General features: G+C 55.0%; 14 protein-coding genes and 7 tRNA genes. 15 read left to right on the top strand and 6 right to left on the bottom strand.

What is annotated here, in order from left to right; all coding sequences use genetic code 11:
- Positions 1–85 precede the first annotated feature (85 nt).
- Positions 86–160, bottom strand: a tRNA-Val gene (locus HMPREF2878_RS05575).
- A gap of 357 nt (positions 161–517) precedes the next feature.
- On the opposite strand from HMPREF2878_RS05575, the gene HMPREF2878_RS05570 reads away from it, so the two are divergent.
- The 10 genes from HMPREF2878_RS05570 (at position 518) to HMPREF2878_RS05525 (ending at position 5,235) form a co-directional block, all read left to right on the top strand.
- A tRNA-Gly gene (locus HMPREF2878_RS05570) sits at positions 518–590 on the top strand.
- Positions 591–656: 66 nt separating this feature from the next.
- Positions 657–727 (top strand) — tRNA-Cys (locus HMPREF2878_RS05565).
- A 32-nt stretch (positions 728–759) separates the two neighbouring features.
- Positions 760–834: transfer RNA gene (locus HMPREF2878_RS05560), tRNA-Val, on the top strand.
- 27 nt (positions 835–861) lie between these two features.
- A tRNA-Gly gene (locus HMPREF2878_RS05555) sits at positions 862–934 on the top strand.
- A gap of 66 nt (positions 935–1,000) precedes the next feature.
- Positions 1,001–1,075: transfer RNA gene (locus tag HMPREF2878_RS05550), tRNA-Val, on the top strand.
- Positions 1,076–1,102: 27 nt separating this feature from the next.
- A tRNA-Gly gene (locus HMPREF2878_RS05545) sits at positions 1,103–1,178 on the top strand.
- 148 nt (positions 1,179–1,326) lie between these two features.
- Complete coding sequence (locus tag HMPREF2878_RS05540) at positions 1,327–2,283, top strand: DUF1963 domain-containing protein (RefSeq protein WP_049193214.1); 957 nt, start codon at positions 1,327–1,329, stop codon at positions 2,281–2,283.
- Positions 2,284–2,361: 78 nt separating this feature from the next.
- Entirely contained in the window at positions 2,362–3,051 is a 690-nt protein-coding gene (locus tag HMPREF2878_RS05535; RefSeq protein ID WP_070438329.1) for a hypothetical protein, read from the top strand.
- Complete coding sequence (locus HMPREF2878_RS05530; RefSeq protein ID WP_070438326.1) at positions 3,048–3,344, top strand: hypothetical protein; 297 nt, start codon at positions 3,048–3,050, stop codon at positions 3,342–3,344. Before HMPREF2878_RS05535 ends, HMPREF2878_RS05530 begins: the two co-directional genes overlap by 4 nt.
- On the top strand, positions 3,337–5,235 hold the full coding sequence (locus HMPREF2878_RS05525) for a radical SAM protein (protein ID WP_083310823.1): 1,899 nt from the start codon (positions 3,337–3,339) through the stop codon (positions 5,233–5,235). The genes HMPREF2878_RS05530 and HMPREF2878_RS05525 overlap by 8 nt, the downstream gene beginning before the upstream one ends.
- A gap of 67 nt (positions 5,236–5,302) precedes the next feature.
- Here the strand turns inward: HMPREF2878_RS05525 and HMPREF2878_RS05520 are convergent, their stop codons facing one another.
- Positions 5,303–5,800, bottom strand: coding sequence for a ferritin (locus tag HMPREF2878_RS05520; RefSeq protein WP_070438323.1), 498 nt, complete (start codon positions 5,798–5,800; stop codon positions 5,303–5,305).
- Between the two features lie 103 nt (positions 5,801–5,903).
- Here HMPREF2878_RS05520 and HMPREF2878_RS05515 point away from each other — a divergent pair, with 103 nt between their 5' ends.
- The 3 genes from HMPREF2878_RS05515 (at position 5,904) to msrB (ending at position 8,534) form a co-directional block, all read left to right on the top strand.
- Entirely contained in the window at positions 5,904–6,716 is an 813-nt protein-coding gene (locus HMPREF2878_RS05515; RefSeq protein ID WP_049193029.1) for a dihydrofolate reductase family protein, read from the top strand.
- 143 nt (positions 6,717–6,859) lie between these two features.
- Complete coding sequence (locus tag HMPREF2878_RS05510) at positions 6,860–8,116, top strand: glycosyltransferase family 87 protein (RefSeq protein ID WP_222865028.1); 1,257 nt, start codon at positions 6,860–6,862, stop codon at positions 8,114–8,116.
- Positions 8,109–8,534 carry a peptide-methionine (R)-S-oxide reductase MsrB gene (gene msrB / locus HMPREF2878_RS05505; protein ID WP_048733231.1) on the top strand — a complete coding sequence of 142 codons (426 nt, stop codon included), beginning with the start codon at positions 8,109–8,111 and terminating at the stop codon, positions 8,532–8,534. Before HMPREF2878_RS05510 ends, msrB begins: the two co-directional genes overlap by 8 nt.
- 91 nt (positions 8,535–8,625) lie before the next feature.
- On the opposite strand, the gene hemQ is transcribed toward msrB, so the two are convergent.
- The 3 genes from hemQ to hemE all read right to left on the bottom strand — a co-directional run bounded on the left by hemQ (position 8,626) and on the right by hemE (position 12,102).
- On the bottom strand, positions 8,626–9,324 hold the full coding sequence (gene hemQ, locus HMPREF2878_RS05500) for a hydrogen peroxide-dependent heme synthase (protein WP_049173031.1): 699 nt from the start codon (positions 9,322–9,324) through the stop codon (positions 8,626–8,628).
- A gap of 84 nt (positions 9,325–9,408) precedes the next feature.
- On the bottom strand, positions 9,409–10,887 hold the full coding sequence (hemG, locus tag HMPREF2878_RS05495; protein WP_049173033.1) for a protoporphyrinogen oxidase: 1,479 nt from the start codon (positions 10,885–10,887) through the stop codon (positions 9,409–9,411).
- A gap of 105 nt (positions 10,888–10,992) precedes the next feature.
- Positions 10,993–12,102: a uroporphyrinogen decarboxylase gene (gene hemE, locus HMPREF2878_RS05490; RefSeq protein WP_049173035.1), complete on the bottom strand. Its 1,110-nt coding sequence runs from the start codon at positions 12,100–12,102 to the stop codon at positions 10,993–10,995.
- A 170-nt stretch (positions 12,103–12,272) separates the two neighbouring features.
- Here hemE and HMPREF2878_RS05485 point away from each other — a divergent pair, with 170 nt between their 5' ends.
- A complete protein-coding gene (locus HMPREF2878_RS05485) occupies positions 12,273–12,827 on the top strand; it encodes a DUF3000 domain-containing protein (protein WP_016422661.1) in 555 nt (184 codons plus the stop codon).
- A 40-nt stretch (positions 12,828–12,867) separates the two neighbouring features.
- Positions 12,868–14,169, top strand: coding sequence for an HRDC domain-containing protein (locus HMPREF2878_RS05480; protein WP_049193026.1), 1,302 nt, complete (start codon positions 12,868–12,870; stop codon positions 14,167–14,169).
- On the opposite strand, the gene HMPREF2878_RS05475 is transcribed toward HMPREF2878_RS05480, so the two are convergent.
- Positions 14,170–15,435, bottom strand: coding sequence for a class I SAM-dependent RNA methyltransferase (locus HMPREF2878_RS05475; RefSeq protein ID WP_049193025.1), 1,266 nt, complete (start codon positions 15,433–15,435; stop codon positions 14,170–14,172).
- Between the last annotated feature and the right edge of the window lie 64 nt (positions 15,436–15,499).

Raw genomic sequence — 15,499 nt, 5'->3', positions numbered from 1 at the left:
CGCCGAGCGGACACACTTTTTGCTACTTAACCCGCAAAACCCCGGCCGCGCAGTTTTTATACGATGCGTCGACCGGGGTTTTAAATGGTAGTCCCAACTGGGTTCGAACCAGCGACCTTTCCGGTGTGAACGGAACGCTCTTCCACTGAGCTATGGGACTCGGACAGAAAAGCACTAAGCCTTTGCTGCTCTGCGGAATAAGTTAGCACGCGTTTTGGAAGTTTCCCTAATTGGGTTGCATTGCGTTTGCGATTGCGCAGTTCGACGATTTATTACCCCACCGATGGAACTCCATGACGATAGCGACTCGATAGCCCCCAGTAACCAACCCACGAAAGCGAATAAATGACATCGTTGCGATTCAGAGGCATCAAAGGTTGGTCTTTAGCCCTACGCCCACAGGCACAATACAGATGTTCACCTGGTAATTTGTAATCAATCGCACAAGCACGCTAAAGTATCTTTCGCACCGCAAGAGAGCAATTGAGATTCTCCTTCGCTCTCCTTGCAACGTGATGCGGATGTAGCGCAGCTGGTAGCGCATAACCTTGCCAAGGTTAGGGTCGCGGGTTCGAGTCCCGTCATCCGCTCTGGTTTCTCAAGAAGTTAAGCTCTGTGGTATAACTTCGAGGCAACCACTGAGGCGGCAGCCTCACGGTGGAATGGCCGAGTGGCGAGGCAACGGCCTGCAAAGCCGTGTACACGGGTTCGATTCCCGTTTCCACCTCAGCAGAGATTCCTTACCGGTTTCGATGTAATGCGCGTTTAGCTCAGCGGGAGAGCGCTTCCCTGACACGGAAGAGGTCACTGGTTCAATCCCAGTATCGCGCACCACGTAAGCCCTTATGGGCGAGCGTATTTGCGGATGTAGCGCAGCTGGTAGCGCATAACCTTGCCAAGGTTAGGGTCGCGGGTTCGAGTCCCGTCATCCGCTCAGTGCAAAACCCCCTTCTCCTGGAAGGGGGTTGCGCTTGAAAGCTTCTATATAGCTTTTACCCCAGCGCGATTAGCTCAGTGGGAGAGCGCTTCCCTGACACGGAAGAGGTCACTGGTTCAATCCCAGTATCGCGCACCACGTAAGCCCTTATGGGCGAGCGTATTTGCGGATGTAGCGCAGCTGGTAGCGCATAACCTTGCCAAGGTTAGGGTCGCGGGTTCGAGTCCCGTCATCCGCTCCACGCTAACTCCCTTGTGGTCCTCCACAAGGGAGTTTTTTGGCGAATCAAGGAAAAGGATGCTGCAGTGGATAGCTATTGCAGCATCCTTTCGTTTGAAGGATAATCCCTGATTAAACACCTTGTTTTCCGAGAGAAAGAACCACCTGCCATGTCAGAGTTCACAGCACAGGTTCAAGCACTTCGCTCGTTGATCGAGGCCGGAGAGTTTATCTCCGAAGACACTGATGGCCTCATCCAACTTGCTCAACCAGGCGTAACCCTTCCCTACTCCAACAGCACTCCCACCGACCATGGTTCGTACTTCGGTGGCAGGCCGTATCTTCCGGAAGGTGCGACATGGCCCATCGCAAAGAGCGGTCAGCCACTGCTCCACATCATTCAGCTGAATTTTGCGGATATTGTCGGTCATGTGCGTGCGGAGGGGGCGTCGACAAGCGAAGCAACTCTCGACGGATTGATTCCCGAATCAGGAATTTTTCAACTCTTTGTCGGCGCTGATCCCCTCAGCGGCGGATTTACTTCAGATTCGCCAGGAAACGGCATGGAGATTCGCTATATCCCTGAGCCTGCGGAAGGCTTTGGCAACCACAGCTTCCCTGGACCTCATACCGCGGAGCCAGCAGCCTTCGATGAAGAGCACGAGGATTACTGCTCCCCGTTCAACGAGGATATTGGGACGGTTATGAACTCTCCGATTTCCTTGTCTAGTGCAGTGGCAATGATCCCTCCCACTGACCAAGCAGTGTACGAGGCGTTGGAGTCCGAAAAGGACGATGACTTTCTTGATAACGATGACTACTTTGACGAGCTAGTTGAGTTGCGAGCCGCAGCCAGTAACCAAAGCAACATTATGCTTGGCGGTTTCCCCGCTTTCGCGCAAGACCCTTTTCAGCCTGATGGGTACGTTCACTTCCTAGAGATCGATTCCACATATCTCGAAGAAGAAGAGCTCCCCTTCGAGGCCATGTGGGGCGATCTAGGTGTGGCCCACGTATTCCTTCACCCAGACGCGTTGAAGAAGATGCACGCCGGCGAGGCCGTGGTGTACCGCTCCGAAAATACTGGCACGACCGATGGTGCTGTTTTCTACTGGGATTGTGGCTAGGTTTGTTTTCCACAATCGCCCCATTTGGTTTGCCTTTAATCCAAACCACAGTTTCGACCATTACCTGGAGTAAATAAAGTGGTAGGCGACTTTCTTATATTCGCAGTTATTATCGTATTTGTATCCCTTTTAGTATTTTTTGTTGAATTCCGCGGATCCGATAAACCTGTGGAGTGGCCACAGGCGAATATTGGTGTTGGACAGATCGAATCCTTCAGCGTCACCGGCAAGCCCGATAAGAAGGGTTACTACACGGTCATCATGCAGATGGCAGTCGAGGCACAAGATGGGAGCCACTTTAAGTCGGTTTTGACCCGTCAACTACCGGAACATAAGCACTCCCTCCTGCAGCAAGGCATACTCGTCCCTGTGATGTACCGCCCAGACCGACCGGAGAAGGTCAAGATTGCCCGCGGCAGGCATGAGAAACGGGCTCAAGATTTCCTGAACCAAGTCAAGATTCGCGATGGAATTCTTGATCGCGAAATGTTAGAGGCTGATCTACGAGGACGTCCGACTTACTCACAGGTGAAATACATCAAAGACACCGGACGAAAAGTTCGTGGCCTCAATGAATATGAACTTGGACTGTCTCTCTTCCCGGCGCATGGTGAGCCCTACTCTGTCACTAAGACAATGGTGTTAATGAATTACGAGGCGGCAGCGGTAACCCCGGGGACCATCCTGCCGACACGATACCTTCCAAATCAACCAAACGCACTGGTAGTTAGCCTGCGTCCTAAGAATGAAAAGGCCGATGCAAAATGACGAACTATGAGTCGTGGGAAAACGAAGAACTAAATGAGCTGGAAAAATATCGGCGAACTGCAGACGTTGGCGGCCATAACCGTACCGGTACAGGTGCGAGCACCGGTGGCGACGGCAGCATTCCGGACTATTTCGACCAGTCGGACTTTGACTGTCCATTCTCTGAAACAGGAAGTTTTACCAACGGTTGGTGCGACGCTCTAAATTTCGGTGACGGCAGCGACAGCGGAGACGGCGGGGACTCGAACAACAACAATAACAATAACAATAACAACAACAATAATAATGGCTAAGACAATACTTCCGTTACCGACGATTCCTACCGTCGGCGTGCCAGCACTTGATGAGACCGCTGCTGCGGACAACGCCACTTTTCAAGCAGCTGTAACCACTAAAGCTGGATTCAGACTTCACCACAAAGCAATTAAGCTGACCTTTGTTCCTAACCAGTATTGCAATCTTGGGTGCAGTTACTGCTACCTGGGCGATCTCACCGAGAACAAAGACAATCCTTCGGATGTAGTGTCACAATTCAATCGCATTGCGAACCATCTGGATCACCAGGGAATCCTCATCAGCTCGTTACTTTTGCACGGTGCGGAAATTTCGACTTTGCCAGCATCTGTATTGCGCGACCTGTTCAACGCATATACGGAGTATCGCTCTAAGTATCGCTTGCAGCTCAAAGCTTTAGGCAGCAACGGCGCAGCGATCCACATTAAAACCAATCTGTACCACTTCGATAAATTAAGGCCCCTCTACGAGGAGTTCGAAGTTTCCATTTCAGGCAGCTTTGATTTGCCATTTAGCCTGCATGAGAAACTGCGTACAACCAAGGCGGGGAAATCGACCCTCAAGCGAACAATTAACAATGTTTTGCTCCTTGGTGAATATCCATTCCGCAAGCAGATAAGCTGCGTAGTTGGGAAAGAACACCTCGAACGCATCGACGAGTTTATTCATGATATTGAATGGCTCGATGAACATGGTTTTGACATGGTTACCGACTTCTACATCATGTTTGCCTACGATAGCGTGAAGTCGGACTACACTTCCCAGCTCAACCAGCAGGAAATGGTTGAATTCTTCGAAGCTTTGCGGCTCCATTTCGAAGGCACAAAGTTCGAACAAGCCATTTATTATGAGTGGTTCAAGGAATTTACCCACGGTTACTGCACTAATCAGATCAATTGCGGCACCAATAACTTTCTAGTGCAGAAGGACGGGGACGTTTACCCGTGCCACAGAGGTCAGGCAGAACCTGACTTGAAGTTTGGCAATATTCTCCAACTGGGAATGCCTGAGTTGATTACGCGCGGCGGCGATGCCATTCGCGCTTATGAGCGGGCCAATCCTGCTCTATCCAGTGACTGCATTAGCTGTGAGTATTTCTATCTCTGCCATGCCGGGTGTCCAATTCAACGCAACAACACCCAGCAGGACAAGGCCTATACCTGCGGTATCCAGAAGGCGCTTTATCGCGCCCAACCACATCGCTTTCCGCCCAAGCCGGAAGTTTCGCGCCGCCTTGTTGACTCATTCATTCGACAAAACCAGCCGCGTATTTACGATGACCTGTCAGTTCCTCGAGTAATTGAGTTTAATCCCGAGCTCTTCGAAGAGAAGAACTCGATTACATCGATTATCAACCGCGATTCTAATTTGGCAACGTTGTTCCGAAAAGGTGCGATACGTCTCCATGTCAACGAGGCGTCCTGTGACTTGTTCTCCAGCCGACTCTATGGTCGCATCACCCAGGCCAATATTTCGCCTAGCGATAGCATCAAGGTGTTTGTCGCAGACGACCTTTGGGCACTGAATGCAGGCGACGGCGCAATTAACGCGGTCCGGGTACAACTCTTGCGTGACAATCTCGTTGTCTATGGAGACGAGGCCCGAACAAAGATGGAGCACGTCGCCACGACCGATTTTTATGCCGCAGAACTGACTCGCGCGGAAGGTGGTTGGATTTTGGATTTAACCGGGTTTTTCAAGCAGTACGCACACACGTTCCTTCCCGATTATGGCAATCTCTTATCGATCACAACGATCAAAGCTCGTGAATACCACTACGCAAAGCACGCCAAAAACGCGTTCTACCACCTGGAAACGGTGAATCTTCCCTTCCACGAATTTCGGTTTGATTGGAAGCCAGATCCGTCAATTGATATTCAGGCTACATAGAAACGACCGCCCCAGGAACTTCCCTGGAGCGGTCTTCTCTTTTCGAACTCACAAATCGAGTTTGACGTTAAGCTGCGTCGCGAGCGCCAAGCTCCCGGTCGATACGCAGCAGGCCAGCACCGTTGTCGCCAACAATCTCCAGGCGACCGATGATGCCACGCACGGTGTCCTCTTCCTCAATCTGCTCAACCACGAAGCTGTCCAGCAGCGGGCGGGAGTCGAGATCACCCTCGCTATCAGCAAGCTTGCGGAGGTTACGGATAGATGCCGAAACCTTCTCTTCATGCTCGAGAGCAATGCGGAATGCATCGATTGCGGAAGTGACCTTCACCTCCGGTGCGTCGACAGCACCAATCTGCGGGTGGTTGTCGCGAGCATCGAGGTGTGCGATGAACTGGTTCGCGTGATCAACTTCCTCATCCGCCTGTGCACGCATCCACTCTGCCATGCCGGAGAAATCCAGCAGGTCCAGTTCGATTGCCAGCTGGCGGTAGACGTGGGAAGCGGTGAGCTCCATAGTGATCTGGTCGTTGAATGCCTTCTCAAGAGTATCTGTTAGTCGCATGCCCCTACTATAAGTCCAATCCTTATAAATGACAACGATTATAATACTTCCCTTATAAGCCAGGCCTTGCCTATTCTGCAATCGTCGGCTTAACCTCGGCGGTATGGCTACACTCACCTCCGTAAGCCCATCGACCGACGAAATTCTGCAGTTTCTTTCTCGACCTGCGCAAACGACACATGATACAGCGGCGGTGTCTCACAACACCTCCACCGTCACGGCCATCGCCGTCACCAGCTTGGACGGACGCGGCGCCGTCGAAGGCACCTCTGGCCAGCTTGGCAACGACACCGATGCCACGGTTTTCAACACGCTTCGCGCGCTTGCCGACGTCGTTTTCGTTGGTACAGGCACCATTGCGTCCGAGGGGTACGGGCCAGTTGAGATACCGGAGTACCTAGAGGCCGTTCGACAGAAGCTAGGTCGCTCCGAGCACGTGGCGATGTCCACACTTTCGCGCTCGTTGGATTTAGATATAAAATCTGACTTTTTCGCGAATGCAGAAGTCAATCCTCCGATAATCTTCACCCCGACTAAAGATGCTTTTAATGATGAAGAGGCAAGAGCCGCTCACAAGAACAAAGCTAAAAAGATGGAGTCGGCCGGGGCTCGCGTCGTTAAGTTCCCTAACCCCTCGGTAAAAGCGGCGTTAACGTGGCTGGCTGAACATGGGTATCGGGACATTGTCGTAGAGGGTGGATCGACGATGTATCGAGAAGCATTCAAAAAGGGGTGCGTCGACGAACTGTTCCTGACATTGTCGCCGATGTGGGTGGGTAACGGCCCCCTGACTTTCGGCGAGAACGACCCTGATGAGGACTCGAACTCGACGAACCCGCAGGCTTTTGAAGTGCGGGATATCCTACGTTCCGACTCACACATCTTCCTACGCTATTCCCGCAGCTTCACCCAGTAGGGTGGAGTATTGTGAGTAAACCAAAAATCGACGTGAGCGCAAGCGCAACGGCATTAACGCAAACGTCCAAGGACACGCCAGAGACAAATTCGGTGGCTCCACGCCCTCTGTCTCGGCACGTGTCGCGAGGACTCAGCGCTTTCTTGTGGCCTATCGCAGCTGTGGTGATTTTTCACCGCACCTGGGTTTTGCCGAAAGACGTTTCTGGCACAGATGACTTTACGACCGTCTGGTCGGCAATTAATCGATTCGTATCGCAGGTACCCGTTTATTCGGAAGACTACGTAACAGCCGATCCGCACTATCTGTATTCCCCAGGCGCTACCCTACTTTTAGCCCCGATTGATTTGTTCGGCTCGCTTGAATCGGGCCGAATCTGGTTTGCGGTGTTTCAGTCAGCTGCAATCATTGCGGCAATTGTATTGCTGCTGAGGTGGCTTGGTATTGCGCGCTCTGGCCCCATCATTCCAGCGTCGATAGCACTGCTCTACCTCACGGAACCCGTTACCAACACCCTTGATTTTACGAACGTCAACGGTTCACTCTTCCTTGCATTAGTGCTGTTTTTTATTGCTCTGACCGAGCGGCGCAATATCCTGGCCGGCCTGATCATCGGTATCGCAATCACCATTAAACCTGTTTTCTTGCCAATGCTGTTCCTACCGTTCATGCGCAGGCAGTTCTCTACGGTACTGACCAGTATCGGAGTGGTAATTGCAGCCAATGTCATTGCGTGGCCGCTCATGGTCCAACCACGTGACTACCTAGATATCACCGTCCCCTACCTGGGAGTTGTCCGTGACTTTGCAAATGCTTCACTGACTGGACAGCTTGTTTGGCTAGGTGCCCATCCGACCCTGATTTTGCTGTGGCAGATCTTTTTCGGCATTTTCGTCTTGGTATCCGTCGTGCTCCTTCTTCGCTGGCTCGAAAGGGATGAGAAATTCTGGATTGCTACGACTTCCGGAGTTCTCTTCACCGGCGCGTTCTTCCTTTCCAGCCTGGGCCAGCAGTACTACTCGATGACGCTCTTGCCAATGGTTCTCACCGTGCTTCGCCCATTGGTTTTGGCTCGCGACAATGAAGGAAATATTGGTTCGACAGTCATGTTGAATTGGGGCGCAGGACTCGGAGTCGTACTCTGTTTCTTCTACGCCAATTGGTGGATTGATGAAGATGACCTCTTTTTCCCGTGGTTCACGGTTGCAATCGGCGGTATTGGATGGGCCGTTCTTATTCTCTCCATCACGGCAGCACTCATTCGAATGACGATTGTGGATGCCGTCAATGGGCGTAGCTTTGCATCCGGCTTCAGCTGGCTGAGCGACTGGAAGATAGCAGGCAGGAAGTCTAATCAGGAATCTGATCTCAAGTCTGAGGAGGCTATTCAGAATGGTTGATTCGCATAGCGAAGACTGGAATCTGAGCGAAGAAGAATGGCGCGAACGCCTCAGTGCCGCGGAGTACCAGGTTTTGCGTCAGGCAGGTACTGAACGCGCCTTCACCGGTGAGTACACCGATACCAAGACTCAAGGTGTCTACCGCTGCCGGGCCTGTGGTTACGAGCTGTTTCGGTCGAACGAGAAGTTCGACTCTCACTGCGGTTGGCCATCCTTCTTCTCTCCACTAGCTGGAGACCGGATTATTGAGCGCCGAGACACCAGCCTCGGTATGGTCCGTACCGAAGTGCTGTGCAGTCGTTGCAAGTCTCACCTCGGCCACGTCTTTGAGGGTGAGGGATACAATACTCCGACCGACCTGCGTTATTGCATCAATTCAATTTCACTCACGCTCGAACCGGACAAGACGGCTGAATAACTAGATAGAGAAGCAGCGCCGCTGGTCAAAATCCCGTCAGTTAACGGGGCTTGACCAGCGGCGCTGCTGATTCTCTCGTTGATTGCGTGAGCTACGGCAGAACGTTGATGATCTCTGCGATGTCATCGACGCGACGTCCCGTGTGGAACGGAATCTCTTCGCGGACGTGCAGACGAGCCTCGGTGTAACGCATCTTCCACATCAAGTCCACAATGCGGTCGAGCTCCGGCCCCTCGAATGCAAGGATCCACTCGTAGTCACCGAGTGCGAACGCCGGGACAGTATTGGCGCGCACATCCGGGTAGTCACGACCGGCCATACCGTGTTCAGCAAGGATGCGGCGTCGCTCGGTCGGCTCCAGCAGGTACCAGTCGTAGGAACGAACGAAGGGGTAAACCGCAATCCATCGTCCCGGCTCTTCACCCATGATGAACGACGGCAGGTGCGACTTGTTGAACTCAGCTGGACGGTGCAGCGCAGCGTTCGACCAGTGCGGAGTGGATGCCTTGCCCAGCGGAGTCTCGCGCAGGAAGGCGTTGTAGAACGCCTGCAGGTCTTCCAGCTTCTCTGCGTGGATCCAGAACATGAAGTCGGCTTCAGCACGCATGGCCGAAACATCGTAGAAACCACGGATGATCAGATCAGTGTCTTCGTAACGAGCCAGGAATTCCTTGGTCTTAGCCACTGCCTCTTCGCGGTTATCACCGAGTGCACCTGGGGTCACCTTGAAGGCAGACCACATGGTGTAGCGGATGGTGTCGTTGAGCTTCTTGAAATCGAGCTTGGTCATTAGTTGTCTCCTAGTTCGGTTGAAAGGTTTGTTTAAAAACGATGGGTCAGCGCCAGTTTCGTACTCAGCACCAATCTCGCAGCTTTATGCCAGCTCCGCAGCAATCTTGCTGGCCGCAGCCTTGGCGTTGGAGATACATTCCGGAATGCCCGGGCCACTGAGCCACGCCCCTGTTGCTGCAAGCTTAGGCACCTCGGCCAAATCCTGGCGAGCAAAATCCATCAGGCCTCCATGCCCCATATCGAAGCGTGGAATCCCCGCCCACCAACGCTGGACGAAAACCGCTGTCGGTTCGGCATCAAAGCCAGTCGCCTTAGCCAAATCTGCTTTTGCCCTGGCGATGAGGTCCTCGTCGCTACGATGCACGTGCGAGTCATCATCAAAACGGCCGAAGCTTGCCCTCACAACGGCACCGTAGCGCTCACCAATATGTGGCCACTTCCGGGACGACACTGTAAAAGCTTTCGCGGACAGGTCAGCACCAATCTCGCACAACACGCCGTTGATCTCCGGCAGTCCTTCCGACGAGTCGAAACACATACCGACCACCGCCGAGTTCGACGTGTCTACCCCACCAATGAGCTCGGCCGCCTCTGGCGCAAGATTGCTCAACAGCTCCGATGTGGTTGCAGAAGGTGCCGCCACGACAACACCGTCGACGTCGATAGTGCTAATGCTCGTGCCGCTTTCCGACGGCAGTTCCACTGTCACCTCAAAGCCGTTGTCATGCTGGCGCAGACCAGTAGCCTTCGTCGACAAGAGGAGTTCGGCTCCCGATTCGTCGACAAGCGTGTTGTAGAGAACCTCGAAGCCATCGCGGAACGTTTGGAAGACCACCGGTCGCTTCGTCTTCGTCGAATCTGTCGCAGCCTCACTACTCAGACGCGCCTGCTGCGCCTCCTTACGTGCTTCCAGAACGCGCTGGACAGCGCCGGTGAGGCTGACATGGTCACCGACACTAGCCATTTCATCAAGCGCTGCCGCCAGCTGTGGGATGGTCGCACGCAGACCCAGATCGTATGCGGTGGTTGAGTAGACGCCCCCGAGCAGCGGGGAGACGATGCGGTCAACGACTTCCTCACCGAGCCGCGCCGCGACCAGCTGGCCGACATTCATGTCGTCACCCAGTACCCAGTGCAAGGCTGGAGTGAGCTCGGGGTTCGACTCGGCATCAATCTTGGCGAGGGTGGCCTCGCTGAGGAGGTAGCCCAACCCTTCTGAACTTCCTGGAATACCGGTGACCGTGTTACGCGGAAGGTCCTTGAGTTCACCGCCAATGTAGAGCTTGGAAGGCAGCCCCGAAGGGGCGACTAGCTGATCTGCCAACCCGAGTTCCTTGAAAAAATCGGTGGCATCGTGACGGAACGCCAGGTACGCCTCAGCGCCCGCCTCAAGAGGGCCGTTAGCTCCTGGTCGAGTCTTCAGCTTGCCGCCGACCTGTGCACTGGACTCGATGACAATTATTCTTGCGGCGGGTCCGAGCTTTTTACGCAACTCATACGCTGCGCTCAGGCCGGAGATACCGCCACCTATGACGGCAATGGTAGAAGGTTGTGCAACCACGGTATTTCGTACGCTTTCTCTATGCCCGCGCCTCGAGCGGGCACGGTCGATAAGACTTGTAGGAAATTAGCTAGTGCGTGTTTTACACGCCTGTTGCGTCGGCTTTTACGTTGCGTGAATGATCTCAACGGCGCGCGTAATCGCGTCGGCATCGGTATTCGGTAGCACCCCGTGACCCAAGTTGAAGATATGTCCACGGGCGTCACCACGCTTAATTGCACGGTCCGCCTCAGAGCAGATGCGTTGAATCTCTTGGGTCATTGCATCTTCACCGGCAAAGAGAATCGCCGGGTCAAGGTTGCCCTGCAATGCAAGGCTGTTTTCCGCCGGGTCTGCGCCTCGGTGAACGTCGGAAAGCGTGGCACGAATGCGGTTGGCAGCAACGTCCAGTGGCACGCGCCAGTCGACGCCCATGACTTCTGGGCCGGCTTCAGCCATCGCACCGAGAAGCTCGCCGGTGCCCACACCGAAGTGGATGCGCGGAATGCCGGCGTCGGCGACAGCCTGGAAGATTTCCTTCGAGTACGGCAACACAAAGCGGCGGTAATCACGCTCGGTGAGATAGCCAGCCCAGGAGTCGAAGAGCTGAATAGCGTCCACACCAGCGCCAATCTGCGCGCGCAGGAAAGCAATCACCATCGGAGTGATTTTCTGCATCAGGTGATCCCACAATTCAGGGTCCGAGTGCATCAGCGCCTTAGTGCGCTCGTGATTGCGGGATGGACCGCCTTCAATCAGGTACGACGCCAAGGTGAACGGTGCACCGGCGAAACCAATGAGTGCCTGGGTATCATTCAGCTCTTGCAGAATGAGGCCGATACCCTCGGCCACCGGAGCGAGTTGCTCTTCCGTGACTTCCGGTAGAGCCTTGATGTCTGCTTCCGAGCGCACCGGAGTATCCATTACTGGACCGCGGCCAGGAACAATATCCAGGTTGACACCCGCAGCCTTCAGCGGCACGACGATATCGGAAAAAAGAATCGCAGCATCAACGTCGTGCCTACGTACCGGCTGCATAGTAATCTCAGCGAGCAGTTCCGGGCGGAAGCAAGAGTCCAACATACCGATGTCCTTGCGCACCTCACGGTACTCAGGCAGTGAACGACCAGCTTGCCGCATAAACCACACCGGGCGGCGCGAAGGAGTTCGACCGTAAGCTGCATCAAGAATCGGGGCATCAGTCAAAGTGCGACGATTGTTCATACGGACAATCATGCCCCACTTACCTTAGAAATTGATATGTGGGGTACTAAGAACAGGAAATTCTCTCGCCCTGCTGTGCGTTTTCGACGAACCGCTTGGTCGCTTCCCACTCTTTTCGGCGCGCCTCCCACTAACGCAAGCGTCATATGGCTAAGTTCAGGCGCGTGAATGGAACCGATTCAATGCCACAGAACTTCCGCGCCGCGGTCCAGTCAATGCACTCTGCTGAACTGCGACCTGAGATTGCTCTGGGCACCGTTCGGCCACCGCAGAAGCTGGCACCGTTTAGCCACGCTGTCTCGCTTGAGGTCACGCAGCCCGAAGCTGATATCGTCCCCGAGTCCTCGGACGACGATGCCTTTGGTCGTTTAATTTTGCTCCATGACCCCCGCAGTGAGGAAACCTGGGACGGTGACATGCGCTTGGTTGCATACATCCAGGCGGATATGGATGCCTCCCTCGCGGAAGATCCGTTGCTTCCCCAGGTTGCCTGGCAATGGCTCACCGAGGCTCTGGCTGAGAACAACGCCGAACTGTCGAACTTGGGTGGCACGGTGACTACTACGAACTCTGTCCGCTATGGCGAGATCGGCGGCAAGCCACAGGCCTTTCAATTAGAAATGCGCGCATCGTGGACTGCTCGTGGCACCGACCTGCGCACCCACGTTGAATCCTTCGCTCAGGTACTAGCGAACGTCGCTGGTCTGCCACCCGTCGGCGTTTCCCTGCTGGGCTGATACCGGCGACTGCTGATACCGACGACCGAAGAGGCGTGCGATGAGCTCCGACGTGGAAACTAGTCCCGACGTAGAAGTAAGACTTGCCCCAGCCGAGGGAACTCCACGCGTGCTTTCTGCCATCGACGACATTATTGACGCCGGTGAGCAGCTGGCCAAAGGACACGGTTGGCTCGCAGTCGATACTGAACGAGCTTCGGCATATCGCTACGACGACCGCGCCTTCCTGCTTCAATTTCGCCGCCGTGGAGCGGGCACCTTTCTCATCGATCCCGAAGATGGTCGCAAGGCGATGGCCGTTTTTGGTTCCTCAGTCAACGACCTGACCTGGATTATTCACGCCGCTCATTCTGACCTTCCCTGCCTCGCAGCTCTGGGCCTCTACCCCACCAAAGTCATTGACACTGAGCTGGCCGGCCGCCTTCTCGGCCTGGAGCGAGTCAACTTAGCAGCTCTGACAGAGCGACTCCTCGGAGTTGGACTTGCCAAGGGGCACGGTCGAGAGGATTGGTCTACTCGTCCACTGCCAGCAGATTGGCTGGACTACGCAGCCTTGGATGTCGAGCTGCTCATCGAACTCGCCGAGGTTCTTTGTCAGGCGCTGACTGAGCTCGACCGTTTGGAATGGCTGGAACAGGAATGCGAACGCGAACTCGCTCTAAACCGTAAATACCTCGATGGCCTGCACGTCGGACACTCGTGGCAGGGGCTCAAAGGGATTGGGAAGCTGCGCACTCCCGAACAACTTCACGTCGCCCGTGCACTGTGGACTGAGCGTGACGAAATCGCGCAGCGCCGTGATGTCTCCCCAACACACGTCATGGGTCACAGCGTTCTACGTACAATCGCAGAACAACTCCCCGGTACGCAGCGTGAACTGACTGCAATCCGTGGATTTCCACGTCGCCGTCGCGGTGCTGCGGACGCTTGGTTGAAGGTCGTTAATGAAGCCCGTCAGGAACCCAGGTCGTCATGGCCGAAGCCCCAGAAGCAGGCTCCCAACCAGATGCCCCACTTTCGGCGTTGGGCTGAACATGCCCCACAAGCCGCCGAGATTTTCGAAACCACGCGAGACTGCATCGACAACGTCTGTGCCCAAATACATCTGCGCAAAGATACACTCATCACTTCCGCGCAGACACGTGAACTGGTGTGGTGGATTCACAGCCGCGCAGTCGGCTCATTCGTTTTCCGCCACCACGACAACTACGCTGGCGGCCTGCCAGCCGTTACCGAAATCTCCGCTCACCTCAGCGAACAGGGTTTCCGCCCATGGCAGGCACATTTGCTTGCCGACGTGATCGGCGCCAACGTTCTTGCGCCCATGCGGCAGCCACTCTAGCTACAGCCGCTCTAGCACCGCGATGGTTTCAAAGTGATGCGTTAGGCCAAATGCGTCAACGACCTCGAGGTGTTTGAACGCGTAGCCGTAGTCAGCCCAGTACCGGGCATCGCGGGCAAAAGTCGCCGGATCGCAACCGAAATGTACAACCACGCGTGGCTTTGCCTGAGCAATAGCTGCAACGGCATCCTTACCAGCACCGGAGCGCGGAGGGTCGAGAACGACGATATCCGGGTTTGGTGTTTCCTCATTAGCAACTTCGCGGCGCACTACCTTGGTGACATCCCCAGTAACGAACCGGACTGGTGCCGCAGACGACGCATTCGCACTGTGGTCAGCTGCAGTGAAGGCCTTGCGCCCCGCCGTCGCTGCCGCTGCAAAACCCTCGACAGAGAGAATTGAGCCCTCTGCGTCAACTAGCTTGCGCAGTGCCGCCGACAGAACGCCTGCGCCACCGTAAAGATCCCAACCACAGGAGAAAGACTGACCGGCCAACAGTTCAATGATGCGCGATCCATAGAACTCAGGGGCATGGCAATGGGCTTGCCAAAAACCGGTAGTCGGCACATCGAAAGTAATTCCGTGAACAGTGTGCTGTGTGGTTGGCTCGCCTTCAATCACCGTTTGCTTGCGGTTCCTGCCGGTGCCGGAAACGTACACAGCACTTCGGTTACCCTCCGTGTCCATGGCCACATGGAGTTCTCCTGGCTTCGGCTTCTTGCTCCCTCGACCGCGAGCAGGCTTAGCGGCGGGGATGGTTCCGGCCGTCGAAAAGCCAGCGATGAGATTGGGAACTGTTTGGACGCACTCGGAGCCGATGACGAGCTCGTGGGAACGGGAACGACGTAATCCCGCTCGTCCCTGGGAATCCACACCCAGCCGCACGCGCGTGCGCCAACGGGAGGTCGGAGCCAGTGGAAGAACATCGATAGCTGGCAGCTCGTCGGCGGTGAAACGTCCAAGACGGCGCAGGCAATCGGTCAAGACATCAGCCTTGAGACGCGCCGCGTGCTCAGGATCAATAAAACCCCAGTCGCAACAGCCCGCGCCCTGCTGAGCTGCTTCGCAACGCTGCGAAATTCGATGCTCTGAGGCATCCAGAACCTCAACGACATTGCCGCGCCAAAGCTTGGCATCAGGTTTGGCAATTTCGACAACAACGCGTTCGCCGGGGATACCGCCGGTGACGAAACCGATACGTCCGTCATAGCTGGCAATGAATTCTCCGCCGGCAGCGGGACGGTCAATAGTCACTTCGATGTTCACGCAGTGTGATACTACCCGCTGACAAGAGAAAAGCCGCCGTCGGGTGACGGCGGCGGGCAGTGCA

The organism is Corynebacterium sp. HMSC065H09 (genome assembly GCF_001812845.1).
Taxonomy (GTDB): Bacteria; Actinomycetota; Actinomycetes; order Mycobacteriales; family Mycobacteriaceae; genus Corynebacterium; species Corynebacterium jeikeium_D.
The sequence above is the reverse complement of the archived record's forward strand: the minus strand, read 5'-3'. Positions and strand labels throughout refer to the sequence as shown.

Bases quoted from the DNA above. Each gene is read 5' to 3' on its own strand.
- HMPREF2878_RS05540 (WP_049193214.1), top strand. From the start codon at position 1,327: ATGTCAGAGTTCACAGCACAGGTTCAAGCACTTCGCTCGTTGATCGAG.
- HMPREF2878_RS05530 (WP_070438326.1), top strand. From the start codon at position 3,048: ATGACGAACTATGAGTCGTGGGAAAACGAAGAACTAAATGAGCTGGAA.
- HMPREF2878_RS05525 (WP_083310823.1), top strand. From the start codon at position 3,337: ATGGCTAAGACAATACTTCCGTTACCGACGATTCCTACCGTCGGCGTG.
- HMPREF2878_RS05520 (WP_070438323.1), bottom strand. From the start codon at position 5,800: ATGCGACTAACAGATACTCTTGAGAAGGCATTCAACGACCAGATCACT.
- HMPREF2878_RS05515 (WP_049193029.1), top strand. From the start codon at position 5,904: ATGGCTACACTCACCTCCGTAAGCCCATCGACCGACGAAATTCTGCAG.
- msrB (WP_048733231.1), top strand. From the start codon at position 8,109: ATGGTTGATTCGCATAGCGAAGACTGGAATCTGAGCGAAGAAGAATGG.
- hemQ (WP_049173031.1), bottom strand. From the start codon at position 9,324: ATGACCAAGCTCGATTTCAAGAAGCTCAACGACACCATCCGCTACACC.
- hemE (WP_049173035.1), bottom strand. From the start codon at position 12,102: ATGATTGTCCGTATGAACAATCGTCGCACTTTGACTGATGCCCCGATT.
- HMPREF2878_RS05485 (WP_016422661.1), top strand. From the start codon at position 12,273: ATGCCACAGAACTTCCGCGCCGCGGTCCAGTCAATGCACTCTGCTGAA.
- HMPREF2878_RS05480 (WP_049193026.1), top strand. From the start codon at position 12,868: ATGAGCTCCGACGTGGAAACTAGTCCCGACGTAGAAGTAAGACTTGCC.